This is a genomic window from Photorhabdus noenieputensis, from assembly GCF_018448935.1.
GTDB classification, from domain to species: domain Bacteria; phylum Pseudomonadota; class Gammaproteobacteria; order Enterobacterales; family Enterobacteriaceae; genus Photorhabdus; species Photorhabdus noenieputensis.
Genome location: NZ_RCWC01000008.1, coordinates 1 through 21,377 on the forward strand (window position 1 = coordinate 1; position 21,377 = coordinate 21,377).

At 40.7% G+C, this 21,377-nt stretch carries 17 protein-coding genes and 2 pseudogenes; 10 read left to right on the forward strand and 9 right to left on the reverse strand.

Annotated elements, in window-relative coordinates:
- From EAE91_RS07845 to aptA, 6 genes and pseudogenes are all read left to right on the forward strand, one after another.
- Positions 1-158 (forward strand): annotated as a pseudogene (locus EAE91_RS07845) (IS5/IS1182 family transposase); the annotation flags it as partial.
- Between the two features lie 46 nt (positions 159-204).
- Positions 205-396 carry a hypothetical protein gene (locus tag EAE91_RS07850; RefSeq protein WP_214088003.1) on the forward strand — a complete coding sequence of 64 codons (192 nt, stop codon included), beginning with the start codon at positions 205-207 and terminating at the stop codon, positions 394-396.
- Positions 397-602: 206 nt separating this feature from the next.
- The gene (locus EAE91_RS07855) at positions 603-4,049 is read left to right on the forward strand and encodes a molybdopterin-dependent oxidoreductase (RefSeq protein ID WP_214088004.1); all 3,447 of its coding nucleotides are present in this window, start codon (positions 603-605) and stop codon (positions 4,047-4,049) included.
- Between the two features lie 630 nt (positions 4,050-4,679).
- Positions 4,680-5,315 carry a protein RhiA gene (locus EAE91_RS07860; RefSeq protein WP_214088005.1) on the forward strand — a complete coding sequence of 212 codons (636 nt, stop codon included), beginning with the start codon at positions 4,680-4,682 and terminating at the stop codon, positions 5,313-5,315.
- Between the two features lie 102 nt (positions 5,316-5,417).
- Positions 5,418-5,756 carry a hypothetical protein gene (locus EAE91_RS07865; RefSeq protein WP_214088006.1) on the forward strand — a complete coding sequence of 113 codons (339 nt, stop codon included), beginning with the start codon at positions 5,418-5,420 and terminating at the stop codon, positions 5,754-5,756.
- Positions 5,757-5,975: 219 nt separating this feature from the next.
- Positions 5,976-7,307, forward strand: coding sequence for an omega-aminotransferase AptA (aptA, locus tag EAE91_RS07870; protein WP_214088007.1), 1,332 nt, complete (start codon positions 5,976-5,978; stop codon positions 7,305-7,307).
- Positions 7,308-7,536: 229 nt separating this feature from the next.
- Here the strand turns inward: aptA and EAE91_RS07875 are convergent, their stop codons facing one another.
- Positions 7,537-9,948 (reverse strand): hypothetical protein, encoded by a 2,412-nt coding sequence (locus tag EAE91_RS07875; RefSeq protein WP_214088008.1) that lies wholly within the window; start codon positions 9,946-9,948, stop codon positions 7,537-7,539.
- A gap of 422 nt (positions 9,949-10,370) precedes the next feature.
- Between EAE91_RS07875 and EAE91_RS07880 the strand changes: the two genes are divergently transcribed.
- From EAE91_RS07880 to EAE91_RS07890, 3 genes are all read left to right on the forward strand, one after another.
- The gene (locus EAE91_RS07880) at positions 10,371-10,823 is read left to right on the forward strand and encodes a cytidine deaminase (RefSeq protein WP_214088009.1); all 453 of its coding nucleotides are present in this window, start codon (positions 10,371-10,373) and stop codon (positions 10,821-10,823) included.
- 122 nt (positions 10,824-10,945) lie between these two features.
- Positions 10,946-12,139 (forward strand): DmpA family aminopeptidase, encoded by a 1,194-nt coding sequence (locus EAE91_RS07885; protein ID WP_214088010.1) that lies wholly within the window; start codon positions 10,946-10,948, stop codon positions 12,137-12,139.
- Positions 12,140-12,222: 83 nt separating this feature from the next.
- The gene (locus EAE91_RS07890; protein ID WP_214088011.1) at positions 12,223-12,981 is read left to right on the forward strand and encodes a DUF4184 family protein; all 759 of its coding nucleotides are present in this window, start codon (positions 12,223-12,225) and stop codon (positions 12,979-12,981) included.
- 178 nt (positions 12,982-13,159) lie between these two features.
- Here the strand turns inward: EAE91_RS07890 and EAE91_RS07895 are convergent, their stop codons facing one another.
- From EAE91_RS07895 to EAE91_RS07915, 5 genes and pseudogenes are all read right to left on the reverse strand, one after another.
- Positions 13,160-13,420 carry an LCI fold-containing protein gene (locus EAE91_RS07895; RefSeq protein ID WP_214088012.1) on the reverse strand — a complete coding sequence of 87 codons (261 nt, stop codon included), beginning with the start codon at positions 13,418-13,420 and terminating at the stop codon, positions 13,160-13,162.
- 779 nt (positions 13,421-14,199) lie between these two features.
- Positions 14,200-14,322, reverse strand: a pseudogene (locus tag EAE91_RS07900) (type II toxin-antitoxin system death-on-curing family toxin); the annotation flags it as partial.
- On the reverse strand, positions 14,319-14,552 hold the full coding sequence (locus EAE91_RS07905; protein WP_214088013.1) for a type II toxin-antitoxin system Phd/YefM family antitoxin: 234 nt from the start codon (positions 14,550-14,552) through the stop codon (positions 14,319-14,321). The pseudogene EAE91_RS07900 and the gene EAE91_RS07905, both read right to left, overlap by 4 nt.
- A gap of 295 nt (positions 14,553-14,847) precedes the next feature.
- Complete coding sequence (locus tag EAE91_RS07910; protein ID WP_214088126.1) at positions 14,848-15,090, reverse strand: type II toxin-antitoxin system ParD family antitoxin; 243 nt, start codon at positions 15,088-15,090, stop codon at positions 14,848-14,850.
- A gap of 192 nt (positions 15,091-15,282) precedes the next feature.
- Positions 15,283-15,777: a cupin domain-containing protein gene (locus tag EAE91_RS07915; RefSeq protein WP_244868731.1), complete on the reverse strand. Its 495-nt coding sequence runs from the start codon at positions 15,775-15,777 to the stop codon at positions 15,283-15,285.
- Between the two features lie 246 nt (positions 15,778-16,023).
- On the opposite strand from EAE91_RS07915, the gene EAE91_RS07920 reads away from it, so the two are divergent.
- Positions 16,024-16,605 (forward strand): beta-class carbonic anhydrase, encoded by a 582-nt coding sequence (locus EAE91_RS07920; RefSeq protein ID WP_214088014.1) that lies wholly within the window; start codon positions 16,024-16,026, stop codon positions 16,603-16,605.
- A gap of 371 nt (positions 16,606-16,976) precedes the next feature.
- Here the strand turns inward: EAE91_RS07920 and EAE91_RS07925 are convergent, their stop codons facing one another.
- Genes EAE91_RS07925 through EAE91_RS07935 form a run of 3 tightly spaced genes read right to left on the reverse strand, consistent with a single transcriptional unit; the run spans position 16,977 to position 21,190 of the window.
- The gene (locus EAE91_RS07925) at positions 16,977-18,578 is read right to left on the reverse strand and encodes an APC family permease (protein ID WP_214088015.1); all 1,602 of its coding nucleotides are present in this window, start codon (positions 18,576-18,578) and stop codon (positions 16,977-16,979) included.
- Positions 18,579-18,638: 60 nt separating this feature from the next.
- Positions 18,639-20,228 carry an aldehyde dehydrogenase (NADP(+)) gene (locus EAE91_RS07930; protein ID WP_214088016.1) on the reverse strand — a complete coding sequence of 530 codons (1,590 nt, stop codon included), beginning with the start codon at positions 20,226-20,228 and terminating at the stop codon, positions 18,639-18,641.
- A gap of 41 nt (positions 20,229-20,269) precedes the next feature.
- Complete coding sequence (locus EAE91_RS07935; protein ID WP_214088017.1) at positions 20,270-21,190, reverse strand: dihydrodipicolinate synthase family protein; 921 nt, start codon at positions 21,188-21,190, stop codon at positions 20,270-20,272.
- Positions 21,191-21,377 lie beyond the last annotated feature (187 nt).

The following is a 21,377-nucleotide window of genomic DNA, read 5'->3' on the forward strand; positions in this document are numbered from 1 at the left end:
AACAGGCTTATTGTGACCGTAATGTTGTCGAACGCTGTTTTGGTTTTTTGAAAGGTAATAGACGTATTGCAACACGCTATGAAAAAACAGCACGAAACTATCTGTCGATGGTGAAATTAGGCTGTATTCGACTCTTTTGCCGGAGATTATATAATTAAGGGACACTACCTAGGTGTCTCCCCCGCAAAGAATTCGGTATCCACAGTGCAGAATATTACCCGCTCAGTCATTAATAACGGATATAGTGGTATGATGGTATGGTCACCTAATACAATATTTACAATTGACCAAGCATCCCAATATTACACCCAAATCATTAAAGCAGAAGAGGGGGTAAATGAAGAAGTTATCTATGTCCCGGATACCAGCAAAGACAATGCAAGTAATTATGAATAATTACATTGTTAATACTTTAGTTGGTTATAAAAATAAATACCGTTGAATTTTTGATTTTATTGTGTAGCTTGAAAAGCAATTACACATTACCCAATTTGATGAAAAATAATAAAAGAGAAGAGAAGAGAACCAGTAATACGTACTGGTATTAACCATCCGCAAGAACCGTGAAGTAAATATTTTGTGAAGCCGTATGAGGTTATCTTATGAAGAGCGAGTTTAAAGAGGGATATTGTACTCTCTGTAGATCAAGATGTGGCACTGTCAACGAAGTTCGTAACGATACACTGATAAAAATCCAACAAAACCCAAAACATCCGACCGGCAACGCCATGTGCATGAAGGGTAAAGCAGCACCAGAACTGGCTCATAGTCCTAACCGGATTCTTTATCCTCTCCGTAGAACAAATCCCAAAGGTGATGCCGATCCAGGCTGGGAAAAGATCACCTGGGATGAAGCGTTGAAGTATGTTGCAGAGAAACTGGCTTTCTATAAAGCTGAGTCTGGTGCAGAATCGGTTGCTTTCTCAATCACCTCACCAAGTGGCACACCTCTTAGTGACAGCCTTGAATGGATAGAACGCTTCATTCGGAATTTCGGCAGCCCTAACGTTTGCAATAGTACAGAGGTGTGTAACTGGCATAAAGACGAGGCGCATAAGTTTACCTTTGGGTGCAATATTCCTGTGGCTGATTACAGAAATGCCGAGCTGATCATTCTATGGGGGCACAATCCAACAAATACATGGCTTGCGCAAGCAGAAGCCCTTGGAGCGGGAAGAAATGCAGGGGCCAAACTTATCGTTGTTGATCCTAGATATACGGCTCTTGCTAAAGAATCTGATAATTGGCTCAATATAAATCCTGGGACGGATGCCGCGTTAGCCCTCGGGCTCATAAATATCATCATAAACCGAAGAGGATATGATCAGGCGTTTGTAGCACGCTGGACGAACGCCTCATTGTTAGTACGAAATGATAATGGTCTTTTCTTGAGAGAAAAAGATATAAACATTTCAGCTAAGAAAAACAGATATGTTGTCTGGAATAACATAACTCAATCTCCGCTACCCTATGATATTCACGAAAATGAGCCATGTGCTGAAAATGATAATTATGCTTTATTAGGCGAATTTTTGGTTAACTCTGCGGAAGATGTAAATAAAAAAATACCATGCAAATCTGCATTCCAACTACTTCTAGATGAGTGTCAACCATACACACCTGAATATGTAGAAAAAATCACCGGCATAACCAAAGAAAAACTCCTATATGCCGCAGGTTTAATCATCTCTTCCAAACGAATTGCTTATCATTCTTGGACTGGTGTAGCTCAACATACCAATGCAACCCAGACTGAACGAGCAATTGCCGTGCTGTACGCATTAACCGGGTGTTTTGACACGCAGGGAAGCAACAGAGTGTACAATAAGCATCCAGTTAATCCTGTGAATGCCCGCAGACTTATGCCGAAGGAACAACAAGAAAAAGCCCTTGGCTTTAAGGAAAAACCGTTGGGGCCACCTCTGGATGGTTGGGTAACATCACAGGATCTGTATCAAGCAATCTTGCACAAACGGCCTTACCCGATTAGAGCTATGATGGCATTTGGTACCAATATGTTGTCATCTCATGCTGACACCAAGATTGGGATAGATGCGCTAAAACAGCTTGAATTTCATGTTCATTGTGATCTCTTTGAAACGCCTACTGCACATTATGCTGACATCTTACTACCCGTGAATACGCCTTGGGAGAGAGAAGGGCTACGTGTAGGATTTGAGATTTCAGCTAAGGCAGAAGAACTTGTTCAGTTAAGACAAAGAATGATTTCGCCTCGGGGAGAAAGCCGGTCAGATAATGAAATTGTCTTCGACTTGGCCTGTCGCTTAGGCATGAATGAGCTATTTTTTAATGGCAGTGTTGAAGCAGGATGGAATTATATTCTTGAGCCTATTGGCTTGACCGTAGCGGCGTTAAGAGAAAAACCGGAAGGAGTTTCAATTCCATTAATTCAGCATGACAAGAAATACGCAGAAATCGATCCTGTTAAGAACACAGTTAAAGGTTTTGATACCGAAACAGGAATGGTTGAAATCTATTCTGAGAAATTGTGGCGGCATGGTTATCCACCACTACCGATATATGATGAACCAAAAGAGAATTTAAACTCTGAGTCACATTTCCCTTATCGACTGACCTCGGTAAAAAATGGTTTCTATTGTCATAGCCAGCAGAGAAGTTTAACCAGTCTGCGAAAAAAATCACCTTATCCTAAGCTTGAGATAAACAATAGATTGGCTGAAAAGAAAGGTATTAACAATGGAGATTGGGTAGAGGTCATCACTCGCAACGGCAAGGCGCGTTTTAAAGCATCGTTAGATGATCATATTGCTTACGATACGATAATTGCCGAGTTTGGTTGGTGGCAAGCGTGCCCTGATTATGGGAAAGAGGGTTTTCCCGTCATAGGAAAAAACAGCAGTAACTATAATGCGCTTATTTCTGACGACTCTTGCGATCCTATCAGCGGCGCTTCTCCGCTCCGTTCATTCCGCTGTGATATTAAACTCGCAGAAGATATCAACCCGGAGAGAAGGCCGTGGCAGGGCCGTAAAGCATTTCGGGTTGTAAATATAAAACCCGAGGCCAAAGGTGTCAAAACCGTTATTTTTGAGTCACAAGATGGAGCAATGTTGCCTGATTATGAACCTGGCCAACATATCACAGTACAAGTTTCCATACCTGGGCAGGATGACCCTGTTATCAGGGCCTATTCATTGACAGGAACGGCAACACTGGCGGGTAGAAAAACTTACAGTGTCTCCGTACGGCATCAAAAAGGCATAACTTCTGACGGGGAAACTTTTGAAGGTGTCATGTCTTCATATATTAACAGGGCGCTGGTAGCCGGAGCCGAGGTGAATCTGACACCTCCGGGAGGAAACTTTATTATTCCGCTTAATGCTAAGCAACCTGTTGTTATGTTGGCAGGAGGAATTGGTGTTACGCCATTTATAAGTTATCTTGAATCTCTTTCAGCTAATGGTGAAAAGCCCGAACTCTTATTGTTGTATGCTAATCAAAACAGCAATACACATGCCTTTTCCAAAAGGCTAAAAGAGCTTGAGTCAAAAATTAAACAGTTGAAAGTAATCAACTATTACAGTAATCCGCTGCCAGTGGATATTGAGGGTATTAATTACCAGCATCATGGATATATTACTGCGAATGCCGTTCCTGAAACATTGATCAAGCAGCAAGCTCGTTTTTATATGTGTGGCCCGGCTCTTATGATGAAAACTTTCGAAGAAGGTTTACGTACTCTAGGAGTTCCGCCTTTTGATATCTATAAAGAAGTGTTCCGATCGCTAACTCCGGTAAAAATTAAAGACGGGAAGAGTTTTGCCGTTAAATTTGAAAAATCTGGCATTCTTCTTGAATGGTCTCCTGACAAAGGGACACTCCTTAATTTTGGCGAAAAAATGGGTATTAAGATGGCAAGTGGATGCCGGGTTGGACAGTGTGAAAGTTGTGCTGTGAAATTAAAAAGTGGCGAAGTGCAACACTTGAATGACGTAGAACTTTCAGAGCAAGAGATGTGTCTTACTTGTCAGTGTATACCTATCACTGATATTTCCATTGATGCCTAAAAAAATACTAAGGTAACTTACAGCGGCGTTCAGGGAGAAATGTACGATGACGACATTTCTCCCTCGCTCATTGTCAAGGTCACTGATGCCGTCAAAAGGATGGGGGAGTGAATGGCGGAATCGTCCAAAGCTAATATAGAATTTATATCTAGTGAAAATTAAGTCCATAAAATAACTTGTATATATTTAATTGAATTTATTGAAAATAAATTTAAGCTTGGTTTTAGTGAGTTTTTATCATATCTAAGATAGTAAATTCAGCATTCAGCACTATTTAAATCACAGGCTCAAGTATCAGGCATAATCTTAAACATAATCATATAGTTGATAACCTAATCTCCCATATAAACACCAATCTCATATCTTTTAATAACAAAACATGTCAGTTTGTAATAAAATAAATAATGACATGATTAATTTATATTAATTAAGTTAAATTGGATTTTTAAATTCCCTGTACTACTCTTTTCTATAGCAGCTTTTGATTTATATAAACCGTCTCTGTCTTTGCAATATAATTAATTGCTGCTACAGATCTATATTATTATCACGGCAAACATAAATAACCACATATTTCACTGAACATGTTATTTATATGGTTTATTCATAAACTCATAGGAGTAATAACACATGAGCCAATTAGACATATCATCTGCAAGTGGTACACCTTATACTGTTAGGTTCGAAAATAAATCACCTTCTGCTTGGACAGTTTATCTTTACCAAAAAATGCCAGAGCAACCATCTGATGTTTTTTCTTTAGCATGGCAGGCAAGTCCTTTTAAAATAGCGTCAGGGGCATACTTTACTTTTAAATGGTCAATTGAGTATTCATTTATTTGGGGTATAACAGGAACATTAACGGATGGCGTTGTTTTCGAAGCGGGCCAAATTGTAGATGCAAATCTTATAGACAGAAATATAATTACGTTTAATACAAATGATAATACTCCAGCATTTGGGGCAGCAACTGATGGAGGAGAAAGTGGAATTTTAACGATAAAGGAAAACAAAAATATTCCAAATAACCTTTACACAACAGGTATTGGAATGTCTAAACAGGGTACATTTGTTCAACAAGTATTGGCAAATACAATCCAATTTTATACACCTGAACCAAAATATCATATTGCCGTGGGAGTTGGTGTTAAAATGGGGCAAGTGCTGGCTCACACAGTCAGTCAATCATCTGAATTATTATTTAAACCCAACGTATATAACCTGACAGCAACTTTAACTGATTCACAAACATGGTCAATTAGTTAATTTTTTACTTACAATTAAATTAATACATTATAAATTCCGTGATTAATATTTTTATATTGTAGTTAATCATATAATCCTAATACTTTGTTTATAGGTGAAATTATGTCATCAGAACACAAGAAAGAATCGGAAGTATCCGGCGTTGAAGAGCCTATCCTTTACATAATAGGTGTAGCTGTTACCTTGGCAGCAGGATTTACCTACAAGACGCTATTACCAATTTTACAACATAAAATAGTGAAACACCTGTTTTCAGATTATAAATTGCAGGAAATAAGTATTATTGACTCTGGTTATGCGTTGAAATATACCAAAGATGAAGAAATGGTCATGTTAAAGAGTAATAAAGATAAGGATTATCTTGTGAGGATAACTAAAGAGGTTTTGGATGAAGAGAAAGGAGATATAATTACGGATTATAAAATAACCGCAATATTATAAAATAAGTTTCCTCACCTTATTATAACTTCTTATAGGGCGGCATCGCCGCCCTATATTTCACTCTATTCTACTTCACAACTGTAAAATAGGTTAAAGATAAAGGATTTAAATATATAATTACGTCCAACATTATTTGTTATCTAATAATACTCGTCATTGTTGGAAAATAATAGGAGATTGAACTAAACTCAAATTTCATTCTTTTGGAAGGAGTTATCGATGTCTAAAACCTATTATTCTGAATCATTAAACCTAAAATCTCACTGGATGCCATTCAGTGCCAACCGAAATTTCCAACGCGATCCACGCCTTATCGTTGCTGCCGAGGGTCAATGGCTAAAAGACGATAAAGGACGCCAGATTTATGACAGCCTATCCGGTCTTTGGACTTGTGGAGCGGGCCATACCCGAACCGAAATTCAAAAAGCTGTCGCTACTCAATTAAGCACCCTCGATTACTCACCAGGCTTTCAGTTCGGTCATCCCTTGTCGTTTCAACTGGCAGAAAAAATTGCCAATTTAACACCAGGTGATCTCAATCACGTCTTTTTCACCAGCTCAGGTTCTGAGACTTTAGACACCTCAGTCAAAATGGCGCAAGCCTACTGGCGTGTGAAAGGCCAACCCACAAAAACCAAACTGATTGGCCGTGCACGTGGTTATCACGGTGTCAATATTGCAGGTACCAGTTTGGGAGGGATTGGTGGCAATCGCAAAATGTTCGGGCAGTTGATGGACGTAGATCACTTACCCCATACGCTACAGGCCAATATGGCATTTACGCAAGGTATGGCAGAAACCGGCGGCGTGGAATTAGCCAATGAGATGCTCAAGTTGATCGAACTGCATGATGCCTCCAATATCGCGGCAGTGATTGTCGAGCCTGTGGCCGGTTCTGCCGGTGCGATTATTCCGCCCAAAGGGTATTTACAGCGTCTGCGTGAAATTTGTGATCAACATAATATTTTGTTGATTTTTGATGAAGTTATTACTGGCTTTGGTCGCATGGGGCGCTGGACTGGTGCCGAATATTTTGGTGTGACGCCAGATATGCTTAATTTTGCCAAACAAATTACCAATGGTGCCATTCCTCTGGGAGGCGTAGTGGCAAGCAGTGAAATTTATGAAGCATTTATGTCTCAGCCACTGCCGGAACATCTTGTGGAGTTTAATCATGGTCATACCTACTCGGGACATCCGGTAGCTTGTGCCGCCGGGTTGGCAACCTTGGATCTGCTAGATAAAGACCACCTTATCCAGCGCTCTGCTGAACTTGCCCCTCATTTTGAAATGGCCCTTCATTCTCTCACAAATTGTCCAAATGTGACTGATATCCGCAACTGTGGCTTGGTGGGGGCAATTGAATTGGCTGCCCGTGACGGTGATACCGCTGTACGTCCTTTTGATGCCAGCATGATACTTTGGAAAGCGGGCTTTTACGTACGCTTTAGCGCTGATACGCTGCAATTCGGGCCTATGTTCAATGCTGAACGCGCTGATTTGGATCGTCTTTTTGACGCTGTTGGAGAAGTATTGCATTACATTGACTAAGGAAAGTATGTACCCATAAGATCTTCAATATTGCTAAACTCAAAGGATTATACCCTATGGATTTCAAGATGCATCGCGACGGCAAAGGAGTGAATCCCCGGGAGCATAGCAAACTATGTGACTGGGGTGAGCGAGTGCAGCCAACAAAGAGGCAACTTGAAAGATGACGGGTATAGAGTAAAGCCCAAAAGTACAGCTACTCTTGGGCTTTTTAAATTTCAATCCTTCCTTATATTATATTGGCACGCTGCCATGTGGTTTCAGAGAACAGGACCATCCCGTCTCCATCGGAGCTATGTGAGAGCATGACATCGATAAAATAGATGGTTTGAGGGGTTGTTAACATGGTTTCACAATAGGTTGCGTCAAATGTTGTCCAACGCTCACGAATTACCTGTGTTGTTGCATGTACGTCAGGGATAATCTGGACATTAGAAGCAGTAAACAAAGACAAATTACGCGATGATGCAGCAAGAAAGGTCTGTTTTGTATTATTCGTCGCACTCCGCATATCGATATATGATCGAATCATCGACAGCATGCCATTGCAAAGATAAAACACAGAAATATTGATCTTCTGCCGATGAGGATTTTGCATCAATGCTCGTTCAACATGGGACTCAATGTTTGGGATTAAATCTCTGGCACCATCACCAATAAATGCCAGAATATTCTGGGATGATGTCCGAGCCAAATAAGGCAATGACATCAACGCATCCCCCATCAGTGCCCGACCATACCAACCTGAAAACCCTTTCCCTGTTTTCGGTAAATTCCGCATCGCCCCGATTCCGCACTTCCCTACATCATAAACACCGGTATAGACAAACCCCTGCTCACTAATCAGATTATGCAACTGTTTCCCTAAATGGGCATAAAAGTAATTGGGTGACATCGGTACCTGTGGCAACCAATCTATCGGGGTGGTGTTAGGGTAATTCTGAACTCGCTCCAGTTCGCGACGACGATAAGCAAGTACCTTTTCATCCACATTAAGTCGAGTAAGAACGGTTTTTAAGAACGAGAGTAAATAGCTATGTACAGCCAGATCAGTGTAAGGTGACATATGCTCTAAACGACAATTCACCTGAATAATATGACATTTATTTTTAAGTTTACTGGCGGAAAATGGCGAGGATACCTCATCGACTTTACTTTTAAGGAAAAAAATACTCTGGCTTTCAGGATCAGCAAGCTGCTGCCCCTCATGTAGGTAATGAAATACTTTGCTACTAAAGCCGTAAACCGACAGAGTTCCAATATAGTTACTAACAGGCTTTTGCTGGTAGTAATCACTGACTGCCCCCGGAGATACTATCGTATCTACTAACGCTATCCCTGCTTTTTCAGCAATCTGATAAATCAGTTCACGTTCGTGATCCGTTAAATGACAACATTGCCACAGTATACGACGTTTATCATGGTTGATCAGAAACATCACTGCATCCATGACGGACGCTTCATTATCCTCAATCTGTGGAACCAAAAGGCTCCACTGACTCGGGAGGGGTAGCTGCTCAGGTTTCAGTGTACATTCCAAAACTGATTGGGTCGCAAGAATAAACACTGGGCCGGGTTGAGAATGTAATAAATCTATCGCCTCATTTAACCGCTCAGGCAAGTTCAATTGATTATCGATATAAACGCATGGAATTCCTTTTGCTTCAATCGACTTCTTACTATCATAATCTCTATGCATCGTACCTTGAAATGGGAACCAGCTACTTCTAGGACTATCTGCACAAATGATGATGCCTGGCGCATGAGCACGTTTCAGATTGTATAGTGTGCCGCGAAACTCATCGATCATGCCTGAAGTCACCGCAATCACGTAACCACGCTGATAAAACTGCCAGCCACAAAGCGCAGAAACTGCCAGACTGTGCTCATTCGGCCCACTTTCACACAGGGTAGATGTACCATCACACAAACGAAGCATGGAATCGATAAACCCGGAGATCACCGACCCAGTATAGTAGTGGAAGTCCCAACGCTCCTGGAAGTGGTACTCCATATAATCATGAATAAACTGTGCCATTGATGATATTGTTACTTTAGACGTCGTCGCTCTAACAAGTAATGGATTAATATAAGTACTATCCAAATGATTCATTAGGTTTTTTAGCACCTGTATCTGCCAAACAAGCGGATCTGGCTGCCAAATATTGAGTGTCACTGAATCCATCACTTGTACCCGTGCACTACCAGGAATCATCTCTGACAAAGAGAGTAGGAAAGAATAGGGTGATAATTTCCCAGGATTCGACTCAAACAATCGGAAAAACTGATGACTGACCTGCTCGTAATGTCCATGTTGTAAAAACAGATCATCAGCAATTACCAAATCGAGTGTTCTGTCTGGATGCAGTGCGATATCGGCCAGAGCTTCATCCAGCGTTTCATAGGTCATAACATGAAAAGAAAATTGATGCTTTTTCTGATAGAAAAGTAAATATCTTCTAGCTTGCTGAAGCAAGTACGTCATAATAAGATCAACTGAAACTGTTGAATTAAGTTTACAGACTTCACCATGATTAGATTCAGCAGCAATTGACAATTCCAATTTGTTAATCGCTTCTTTCACTCCTTGGCTCACGATTTGGGACTGAGCAACCACACAAATTCCGATGTAATGATGCATTGACTAGCTTCTCTACAATTAATTATCAAAATGTACTGGCTTTAATCATGCCTCAAGCCACAAGTAAAGCCTGATACAGTAAAAAGTATCCATAAGGTATATAAGGTATTTATATGATTTTATGTTTTATATAAAATCGGTATAGCAATGTCCATTATCTTATCTCGTTAATTATTATTGATCTTAGTCTTTATTCAATATTGAGAATACAAATTTTCACTATTTTTTTAAGTTTTATGTGATCTTTGTAGGTATACCACAAACATGGAGACAGAAAGGATCAATAATAGGCTTGGCGGTGTTGTCGATGTCCTTATTAAGATCGGTTTTTTCTTGGTCGAAAGTTATAATCTTAGAACAAGCACTCAATATTATCTTTTATCTATAACTCAAGTTAATTAGAAATAATGCGAGAAATAATAATGATTCCAAACAATGAAAACGTCGTTCTTGAAGAACAAGATGTTTCCCTAATTGAAGCAGCAAAAGCCGCGATCATATCTCGATACAAACCGGATTGGCATGTTGTGGGTGCCGCACTGCGTCTGTGCTCTGGCGAAATTGTAACGGGCGTGCATCTTGAGGCAAATGTTGGTCGCATCGCAGTTTGCGCAGAAGCCATTGCGCTTGGGCGTGCTGTGACAGAATACGGCTCCGCCGACATCGACACTATAGTGGCTGTTTATCACTCTCGTGAAGGGGAGATTAGTATCGTGTCTCCATGTGGTATGTGTCGAGAACTGATTTCTGACTATGCGCCACAAGCAATGGCGCTTATCCAAGACGAGAAACACAACTGCGTGAAATGTCCAATCATGGACTTACTCCCGGCTAAATATCAGCGGAATATCACAATAAATTACAAACCTAAATAATATAATTACGGTAATGGTACAAAAGGGTATACCGACTGGTCAAAAACGTATCCCTTTCGTATCGGATCTTCATATTCAGAATCTTAAACCTTAGAGTTAATTTGGTATAACAAGGAGTAGTTATGAAAATATTAAATGCTATCATTTTATCTATATCGACAGTGATAGCTTCCAACTCTTTAGCCGATGAGATTAGAGCAAGGGATTTAGGCATTCCTTTCTCTGGAGTAACCGGGAAATATAATGCGATTACCGATGTTAGCGGTGTAGAAGTTGGCTATTCAACCATAATAGAAGGCGATGGAAAGCTAGAGGTTGGAAAAGGCCCAATAAGAACAGGCGTGACAGCGATATTGCCAAGAGGAAAGAAATTTAGCCCGGTATTTTCTAGTACATTCTCTTTAAATGGAAATGGAGATATGACAGGCAATCAATGGGTCAAAGAAAGTGGTTTTCTGGAAACGCCAATATTAATAACCAACACTCATAGTGTTGGTGTTGTTAGAGACTCAACAATTAGCTGGATGTTTGATAACAATCTAACATCGCCACTAAAAGATGATTTATTTTGGTTATTACCTGTGGTTGCAGAAACGTGGGATGGAATATTAAATGATATAAACGGTATGCATGTAAAAAAAGAACATGTATATCATGCGTTGGATAGCGCTAAATCAGGAGCGATAGAAGAGGGTAATGTCGGCGGTGGAACGGGAATGAACCTTTTCAAGTTTAAGGGAGGCACAGGTACCTCATCAAGAATTCTAGATAAAAAAGATGGCGGATATACTGTTGGAGTTCTTGTTCAAGGCAACTTTGGTGATAGGGACGATTTGATTATTGCAGGGATTCCAGTTGGTAAAGAAATACAGGATCTCAAGCCGATATATCATGGAAACAAGAAAGAAATAAAGGATGCCGGTTCTATAATAGCCGCAGTGGCTACAGACGCACCATTAACTCCTCACCAATTAGACAAAATAGCTAAACGAGTATCTCTTGGACTGGCAAAGGTTGGTGGGGTAGCCAGAAATACCAGCGGTGAGATATTTATTGCATTTTCGACCGCAAATAGTGATGCATTCTCTAGAAAAGATGTAAAAACAATAAAAATACTGTCAAATGACCAACTAGATCCTTTGTATGAAGCCACAATAAATGCAACAGAAGAAGCAATAATTAATGCTATGATCGCCGCAAAAAAAATGGTTGGGAGAAATGGCAATACTTCGTTTTCTATTCCTAAAGATAGAGTTCAAGAGATATTAAAAAAACATAATGTCTTAGCTCAGACTCAATCTGACACTTCAATTTAAAAGAAATGAGTTACCGACTTTGATTAAACTGCAATCGAAGTCGGTAACTTTCATGTTTCAACAATATTTCAGGATCTTTCGCAATGCCGTGGACATTTTCACATCCAGCAGCCGTTTTTCCTTTGAAAAATCTTCCGGGGGGAAGGTTATTGAATTTGCCTGCGCTAATTGTGGGTAGTTTGTCTCCTGATTTCTTTTACTCTGTTGGGTTATATAATGTAGCAACGACTGCGCATCACTTACTCGGATGGTTTTATACTGCATTTCCTCTATGTTTATTGATATTTTTGATCGTACGCCTCTTGTCACATCCTTTATCCATCCTTTTCCCAATACCCTTTGTTCGCTATGAAAAACAGGGCTACAAGGATAGAGTTATTTTTGTGATATCGTTATTTCTAGGGGCTGTAACCCATATTGTCTGGGATGCATTCACACACGATAAAGGTTTCTTTGTCGAGCTAATTCCTCTACTGCAATTCCGAACTTTCCATTCCATTACCAACGGGCAGGGGATAAGTATATATAAAATTCTACAGCATCTCAGTTCATTGTTAGGGTTATTGTATCTCACCATAAAGTATTGGCGATATCAGAAAACATTAGCTCCTGTTATTCAAAAAAAGAACAAAAGAAAACTTTATTATTTGATTGTTATTGGATTTATCTCAGGGTTTCTAACATGCCCTGTAGCATTGTTTTTATCCTGGGAGGTATCGGGAATAAATATTGGCAGGTTTGTTTTTAAGGAACTTACTCTGTCTGTATCAGTATTTTTTATTATTTTAGTACTTGTTGCGTTATGGATAAGGTATTACTCTGCGAAGATTAAATCTGTTTAGTCTTCATCGAAAGAGAAATATTATTTTTAAAGTCAATCAACACTTTGAATATATGGTAACTAAAAGAAAAACAGAAAATATTATTATTCATGATAAAAGCAAAAACCCCGTTATTTTAAACGGGGTTTGTCAGTGTTCCAAAAAATCCTTTAATTAAAGGATTTTTGGTAAAATTTTTCTACCTTTCATAAAGAGCGACATATTGTAGTCCATCACCACAAGATTTAGAAGCTTTAAAATACCATTTAAACCCATCTCTATAAAGTACATTAGAAAAATTGTTATAAGAATGGACAATAGATAGAACATTCTTCCCACCATCGTATCCTTGCAAACCGTCTATACAGTAAGTATATCCGCTAAATTCTGCCGATGCAGTCCCAATTCCTCCGATTAATGCTGTTGCTAATGCCCCAACTGTTAATAATTTCTTTAACATAAAACTCTCCTTAAATAGTTTCAGAATTTACATATTTAAACGTATTATTTACCAAAATCATATGTGATAATGTATGCAAAATCTAAATCATCACATTGATGATGTTACAATTTTAAAATTCAAAAACTGCTTATATATATTTCTCATCCTAGGTGGAATTAGGTTGGAAACCTAAATTCCATTTACCATAATAGTGCCAGGAATTAAAAAGGGCAAATCTAATATATAATGATAATTTATTTTCCTATAGTTTTCCATGAAACTATCTTTAATGCCAGTATATTTAACCTATCTGGAATTTATGATTTATCTCACATATTTAATCTGGAAAGGTAACAGTATGGTGGTGTTTTAAATAAGGGAAAGTCGGCGCTGACAATTGAGATCGTTTATATTTTACTCACTCGCGCCGAATGGATTTTCTGGTAATAATGTCAACTATCCTGACTCTGGATGTTCTTAATGTGATTAACAGCAAACATTTTACTTCATTATTTTTTCAGAATAATCATAGTAAAAAATTATTTTTATAATTATTGCCTTTAAATGCTATATCTATTAACTATAATACTTACGAATAAGTACTTTCATCGTAATTATGTGGCTTCCAAATAAAAACATTCATTATTCCCTAAAAACATCATTTTTATTTTCATAATAAATTCATTTTTTATATTTTCATATAAAAAATGAATTTAATTTAACGGTTAATCGTCAAACATGGGCCTCAAAAAATACCAGTGTGCTCATCCAGAAAAGTAGGAGAGGAGGGCAATAGAGTTTTGCACACGATAAATCAATGCCTGCGCTCTACCAGGATCTGCTATCCCGGCAACGCCGGGAAAACGTCGCAATATGCGATCGTGGAAAGCAACAACTTCTTGAGCACTCACCCAAATCATCGGTCAGTCAACGCTGCTACTGTATGACCATGACGTTGCATCATTGCATCAAACTCGGCATCCAGCTTTGCATTCTGATACACCTCGAATTCTGCTTTACTGATCACTACAGCAGCGCTGCCGTCCCGACGGGTGATTTCAACAGGCTCACCATTGACTGCGGTATCCAGCACCACAGAAATATTGGCCTTGGCCTGAACACTGGAAAAGGAAAGGGTGTCAAAAACCACCTAGTTCTATGTGAAGTCGTTTATCGTTGAAGGCTATTTAACATAATATACATTAGACGCACTATGATAGCCGAGGAAGAAATCTGAACCGATAGACCGAATATTAGACCTGGCTTAATTGATGAACTTTAAATCGATTCGCCCTGGCTAAATGCCGGTACTGATCCCGCTGACACGTTCTTTCGTCTCCGACCATCAGACAACCCGTCCGCTTAACGAAAGACATTTTTCAGTTCATCGTGATAACGCCTCGCCTGGTTTTGACCAAATTGCTGTATCAGCCAACTCGGAAAACTTATACATTTAAGTCCTTCGCTGCCATTACAAAAATATCATCCATGCTGTTTTTGCTGACAGGGGAATTCAGGCCAGCCAGCACCATTTCACGAACATTCTGAATACGCTGCTCGCGAGCCTCCATCAGGCGCAAAGCATCGAGGATAACTTCGGATGTGTTGCCATAACGACCAGATTGGATCATATCACCAACAAACCTGTTGAAATGCTCACCAAGGGTAACGCTAGTTACTCGTGCCATAAATTCGTCTCTTAATAGCAAGGCATAATAATGATCGCCAGCGGACCATGTTGGTACACCGCCCGCTAGCTGACGGGAAAAAGGAGGCACGCCTGAAATGGGGTCATCCTTCCCTACTCCACTTATCTGTACCAACAGTTCTCAGGTTGTTAAAGGTCGTCTAGAGTGCACCTTGTCGTACATGAGTGATTTTCATTCAACGGTTTTAGAAAGAGGAATCCCTTTTTGCCCCGCGTAGAAGACCACAAGAGTAGCACCTTCTTTGCCTGTGTAACCGCGATGTGTACTGTCAACCATCTCCGGTACCGCCTCTCCCGCCTTTATAAGACGTTTTTCGCCACTGGATTTTTTCTCTGCCGTTAACACCCCGTCCAGCACGTAAGCGACATTAGGTATCGGGTGCTGATGCCAGGCAAGACTGGTATTTGGAGCAATAGTAATTTTGAGAACTGAAAGCTGAGGAGTGCCTTTAGGGTATTCCTGATAAGACACGCCATCCCAAGACTTTTCAGTCTCAAGCAATTTTTCAACGTTAATACCAGCAGTATTGCCGCTATGTGCTTGAGTGAGAAACGGAGCAATGAAGAAAGCAAAAGATGTAAAGGCTGATAAGGTTCGAATAGATAGCCGCATATGGATTCCTTGTGCATAGTGCATAAATTGGGTAGGTGACCTGTAGCGAACCATACCATGCGCACCATGATTACTTTAAAACTTTTTTAAGATACAACTTTCTCCACTGAAAACTCCGAAAACATCATTACATCACAATGTCTATTGAAACACTTAGGATTTACTTGACCAGTACCAAGGATACGAGGTATATATTTTTCATAAATTTTTTTTATATATCTGTATTTTCAGCCTCATATTCATTTATCTAGATAGATGTTCTAGCTTTTTATTAAACCAGAAAATATGAAGGGAGGAAGGATGAGCCGTGTTATCAGAGAAATAAGTGATGCTAATATTGCATATGCAGAAACTTTTGGTGATAAAAAAAACCTTGGTTTACCTGCTGTCAGACGATTTGCCATATTGACGTGTATGGATGCTAGGTTAGATCCAGCAAAATTTGCAGGTTTATCTGAAGGTGACGCTCATATTATTCGTAATGCAGGCGGAAGGGCCAGCGATGATGCCATTCGTTCACTTATTATTTCCTATAAACTTTTTGGCACAAAAGAGTGGTTTGTAATTCACCATACTAATTGTGGGATGGAACTTTTTACAGACAATATCATGGGCGATCTACTGGAAAGCAGCCTGGAAAGCGCGATAATGACGGATGAAGGATTTAAAGATGTCGGCAACGGCACAGGATCATCTGAGGGAAAATATATCAAATGGCTTACCATTAATAATCAAGTTGATAGTGTAGTTGAAGATATTCATCGTATTCGTACCCACCCTCTTGTCCCCGCAAATATCTCCATATATGGGTACATATATGATGTGAGGTCAGGAAAATTAATTGAGGTTCCTGAGGCAACAAGCATTGCAGAAGGTGCTTGATTTTTCAGGAAATGAAGGCGTTCTGGCTAGAATGAATCTATGCTCATCTCCGTTTTTGTAACTATTGATCTTAATTTATGATGAGCTTGTTTAAATCTATCCAGCATCAATGTGGACAAGGATGTCCCGTTAATCTCCCGCTCAGTTATAGTTAACCAGACTAAATAATTTGGGGAATATAGCTCATATTAAGGCACCCATTCTCCCAAATTAAAACTAAATTCAATTGAAACAAAATATCACCGGTTTAAAAAAAGTTTAAACATCACATTAGAGCTTTGAACGTCAATTACCCTTCTCTTCCGAACAAAATAATTAAGCCCTGAACTCTCTTTCTGAATGAAGTTGTTTTTTTACATAATCCACCAGCACTAATCCTCATCCTCCGTTGGTAAAATAGCATTGGGTAAAGCACTAAAAGTTCCCCAATAGAAGGCGATTAGAGAAATCACTGCTACTGCAACAATATCCCAAGGCGCAGGAATAATGCCTTTACCGCCAAATGTGCCCAAATAGGACAGAATAATCATGGCACTGTAAAAACCAATCAACCACAGGGCTGAGATTATCTGTTGGCGCAGACTCACTTTTCCTATCGGAACTTTATTTTTAAATAACAAGTAGATAAAAAACAAGACAATCTGTAATCCGAGCAACCAAGAAACGGTTTTCCAACCAGACCAGTAAACAATGAAAGCAGAAATAATAAAGGAAAGCGGGCCAATGAGTGCAAACCATTTAACATAAAAAGGGCGTTTTATCTCTTTAGCATTACGGCGTAAGGCAGAAGCGGTTACTGGCGCTAATGCGTAACTCAGAATTAACGCCGCAGAAACAACACTGATAAGTTTTTCCCATGAAGGAAAAGGTAATGTCCAGAAAACAGCAAGAATAAACGTCAACCAAAGTGCAGGACGTGGTATCCCCGATTTTTCATCGACATGGGTAAACACATTAAATAACGTCCCACTTTTTGCCCAACCATAAACTACACGGGGAGTGGCATTCATATAAATATTCCCAGTACCGCTTGGAGAAATCACCGCATCACATACCACCAAAAAAGCGAGCCACCCCACACCGAGGATTAAAGCTATATCACGAAACGGCAATGAAAAATATTGCCCAATGTTATTCCAGCCACCAACGAGTAGATCAGAGGGTATCCCGCCAAGAAACGCTAACTGTAATAAAACATAAATAACCGTAGACAGTGAAATAGACAGAATGAGGGCAATAGGAATTGTTTTTTGAGGTTTTTCTACTTCACCAGCGACAGAAATAATGGGTGTTAGGCCAAGATAAGCAAAAATAATGCCACCTGCTGAAACCGCAGCTTCAACACCCGATACCCCAAAAGGAGAAAATCCGTGAACTTGCAGATTACTCGGATTGAAATAATTAAACAGGATAATAATGACGAGCAGCGGAACGATGAACTTGAAAATACTAATAATATTGTTGGATTTCGCAAAGGTTTTCACGCTGTTGTAGTTAAGGTAAAAGAAAAATGCTAATAAGATAAATTGAACCAGCCAGCCTGTCAGAGTCGGATTACCCGAACCCGGCTGACTAAGAGACGGGAACCACGCCGCCGCATATTGTCGAGCAGCGACGACTTCGATGGCTATTAGGCTGGAAAACGCAATTAAGGTGATGGAACCCATTAAATATCCCATGAGTTCACCATGAGAAAACACCGGATAACGAATCATGCCACCTGATTTCGGCAGTGCCGCACCCAGTTCGCAATAAACAATACCGAGTAAGAGCACAGCAATACCGCCAATCACCCAGGAAAAAATCCCTGCTGGTCCTGCAATAACAGATACATGACTGGCCGCAAATAACCAGCCAGAGCCAAAAATAGCCCCTAACCCGATGAAGGTTAAATCCGTGAGTGTTAACTGTTTCTTAAATTTACCCTGCCCTGAACCGGATTTTGGCCGTGAAGAGGCTTCGTGTAGCGCCATAATTATTCGCCTTTTTCTGTTTCTTATTTGATATATGTCAACGTGGGATAACTGTGGGTTTTACAACACTTCCCGACTCATTACCCCATTGATTAATCGAGAAATATTTAACGGATTATGGTCTTGCAGTGCAGGCGGAAGTAAGGATTTGGGATAGTTTTGGAAACAGACCGGGCGCAGAAAACGCCAAATGGCCAGTGTGCCAACTGAAGTCCCTCTCGCATCTGAAGTCGCAGGGTAAGGCCCGCCATGAACCACGGCATCACAGACTTCAACGCCCGTTGGATAGCCATTGACAACCACCCTGCCTGCAATGTTTTGTAATCGTTGACTGAACTCGTGTGCATTCGCTAATTCATCATCCTCACCAATCAAGGTAGCGGTAAGCTGCCCCGGCAAACAGTCAATTGCACGCAAAAGCTGATATTGGCTTTCGGCTTCGACCATAATCGCAACAGGGCCAAACACCTCCTCTTGTAACAGGGCATTTTTACTCAACAACAAAGCAATATCGGCGCGATACAGCATTGCACTTGCCTGATTTTCATGATGTTCACCAATGGCTAACCGTGTCATTAAGGGTTCATCATCCAGTTGATGAATACCTATTTGGTAGTTGAGTAATGTGCCTCGGTTTAGCATTGACTGTGCCGGACGAAGCGTGATCTCCTGCGTCAATTGCGTAATAAATTGATCAAATTCGGGTGAACGAATACCCAAGATTATTCCTGGCTTGGTACAAAACTGACCGCTACCTAATGTGAATGAATTCACCAACTCTTGGGCGATCTGTTTTCCTCGCAGTGCTAAGGCGTTTGGCAGCACAATGACCGGGTTGATACTCGACATTTCAGCAAAAACCGGAATAGGTTGTGGTCGCTGCATAGCCATATCGAACAGTGCACGTCCACCAGCGAGTGAACCGGTAAAACCAACAGCCTGAATAATTGGGTGTTTGACTAGATCTGCCCCCACACTATTGCCATAAATCATATTAAATACACCGGCGGGCATTTGTGCGGCGATAATAGCGCGTTCAATGGCTTCTGCGATGATTTCGGCGGTAGCCATATGGCCGCTATGCGCTTTGAAAACAACGGTACAGCCTGCGGCTAATGCTGACGCCGTGTCACCACCAGCCGTTGAAAAAGCCAACGGGAAATTACTGGCACCGAAAACCGCAATAGGGCCTAGAGGAATATGGCATTGGCGAATATCAACTCTGGGGAACGGTTTTCTCTCAGGTTGCGCAGTATCAATGCGGGCTGCATGAATATCACCACGGCGTAACAGCGTGGCAAACAGCCTCATTTGCCCGCTGGTTCTCGACCGTTCACCTTGAAGCCGGGCTGGGGGCAGAGCCGTTTCTTCTGATACAAGGGTAATGAAGTCGTCACCGAGAGCATCAATTTCATCGGCAATTTTATCTAAAAAAACGGCACGTTCTTCTAATGATGTCTGGCTATAACGGGTAAATGCATCGGCTGCTGCCTGGGCGGCAAGATCGACCTCATGTCGTGTAGCCTGATAAAACACATAACCTATTGGTAAGTTATCCACCGCTCGCCGGTTGTGCAAACAGCGTTCGCCCTCGGCTTGCCTGCGACCACCAATAAACTGCATACCTGAATGTGTTACCAACATAGTCATAGTGATTCCTCCAAGGGTATCAGAAACGGTTACAGCCCAATTCAGAGACCTACATCAGGCAGCGCAGGACGATTAGCAAGAGCTTTTTCTACAATGGTACGTACCTTAGCCAATGTTTCCCCTTCGAGTGGTAAACGCGGTGGACGGGTAATGGCACTACCACGGCCAACCATTTCTTCACACAGTTTGATGCATTGCACCAAATCAGGACGGAAATCCAAATGCAACAGAGGCATAAACCAGCGATATAATTCCCGCGCTTCTTCATAACGTTTCTGTTTAGCCAGACGGAATAAAGTTTCTCCTTCCCGTGGAAAGGCATTCGACATACCTGAAATCCACCCTTCTGCGCCCACTGCGACTGACTCTAAAACCACGTCATCCAAACCTGCAAAAAGAATGAAGCGATCGCCTGCTTCGTTGGGAATATCACTAAAAGGACGGGTATTGCCTGATGAGTCTTTAAATGCAACGATATTTTCGCAATCGGCCAGGGACGTCAGCATTTTCGGCGTAATATCATTTTTATACAGCAGAGGGTTGTTATATAGCATGACGGGTAAATCGGTAGAGGCAGCAATTGTACGGAAATACGCCCTGCTTTCTTTCGGTGTTGGGGTATAAATCAGAGGTGGCATGATCATCACCCCATTAGCGCCTGCCTGACGGCATTCAGAAACCATTTTGCACGCATTATCGGTTGTCAATTCCGCGATACCTGAAAGAACGGGAACTTTCCCACCAGCAACATCTACGGCGAGTTCAACGATAGCACGCTTCTCTTTCATAGACAGAGACGTGTTTTCCCCCACAGAACCATTGACGACTAAACCGGAAACCCCATCTTTAATCAGGTTTGTCATTACCTTCTGTGTGGCATCCCAATTAATGGAAAAATCGGGGTTAAATTGTGTCGTCACTGCCGGAAAAACACCATGCCAACTAACCTTTCTCTTGCTCATAGCCTTATCCTTTCAATCGTCATTGATTTACTTGATATTTAAAATGCAAATTGTTTTTATTTTGTTAACAAAATGTGACTCATTGGTTTTAGTGGAATGATGGCTATTTCACTACAGAGAAGCTTGTGACTTTTCACAGTGAACAATGACGAAATTAGCATAATAGGAATGGCAAACTTAAAGCGAG

Excerpts from the sequence above, each read along its gene's own strand:
- EAE91_RS07855 (WP_214088004.1), top strand. The coding sequence starts at position 603 with ATGAAGAGCGAGTTTAAAGAGGGATATTGTACTCTCTGTAGATCAAGA.
- EAE91_RS07860 (WP_214088005.1), top strand. The coding sequence starts at position 4,680 with ATGAGCCAATTAGACATATCATCTGCAAGTGGTACACCTTATACTGTT.
- EAE91_RS07865 (WP_214088006.1), top strand. The coding sequence starts at position 5,418 with ATGTCATCAGAACACAAGAAAGAATCGGAAGTATCCGGCGTTGAAGAG.
- aptA (WP_214088007.1), top strand. The coding sequence starts at position 5,976 with ATGTCTAAAACCTATTATTCTGAATCATTAAACCTAAAATCTCACTGG.
- EAE91_RS07875 (WP_214088008.1), bottom strand. The coding sequence starts at position 9,948 with ATGCATCATTACATCGGAATTTGTGTGGTTGCTCAGTCCCAAATCGTG.
- EAE91_RS07880 (WP_214088009.1), top strand. The coding sequence starts at position 10,371 with ATGATTCCAAACAATGAAAACGTCGTTCTTGAAGAACAAGATGTTTCC.
- EAE91_RS07885 (WP_214088010.1), top strand. The coding sequence starts at position 10,946 with ATGAAAATATTAAATGCTATCATTTTATCTATATCGACAGTGATAGCT.
- EAE91_RS07890 (WP_214088011.1), top strand. The coding sequence starts at position 12,223 with ATGCCGTGGACATTTTCACATCCAGCAGCCGTTTTTCCTTTGAAAAAT.
- EAE91_RS07895 (WP_214088012.1), bottom strand. The coding sequence starts at position 13,420 with ATGTTAAAGAAATTATTAACAGTTGGGGCATTAGCAACAGCATTAATC.
- EAE91_RS07910 (WP_214088126.1), bottom strand. The coding sequence starts at position 15,090 with ATGGCACGAGTAACTAGCGTTACCCTTGGTGAGCATTTCAACAGGTTT.
- EAE91_RS07915 (WP_244868731.1), bottom strand. The coding sequence starts at position 15,777 with ATGGTTCGCTACAGGTCACCTACCCAATTTATGCACTATGCACAAGGA.
- EAE91_RS07920 (WP_214088014.1), top strand. The coding sequence starts at position 16,024 with ATGAGCCGTGTTATCAGAGAAATAAGTGATGCTAATATTGCATATGCA.
- EAE91_RS07925 (WP_214088015.1), bottom strand. The coding sequence starts at position 18,578 with ATGGCGCTACACGAAGCCTCTTCACGGCCAAAATCCGGTTCAGGGCAG.
- EAE91_RS07930 (WP_214088016.1), bottom strand. The coding sequence starts at position 20,228 with ATGACTATGTTGGTAACACATTCAGGTATGCAGTTTATTGGTGGTCGC.
- EAE91_RS07935 (WP_214088017.1), bottom strand. The coding sequence starts at position 21,190 with ATGAGCAAGAGAAAGGTTAGTTGGCATGGTGTTTTTCCGGCAGTGACG.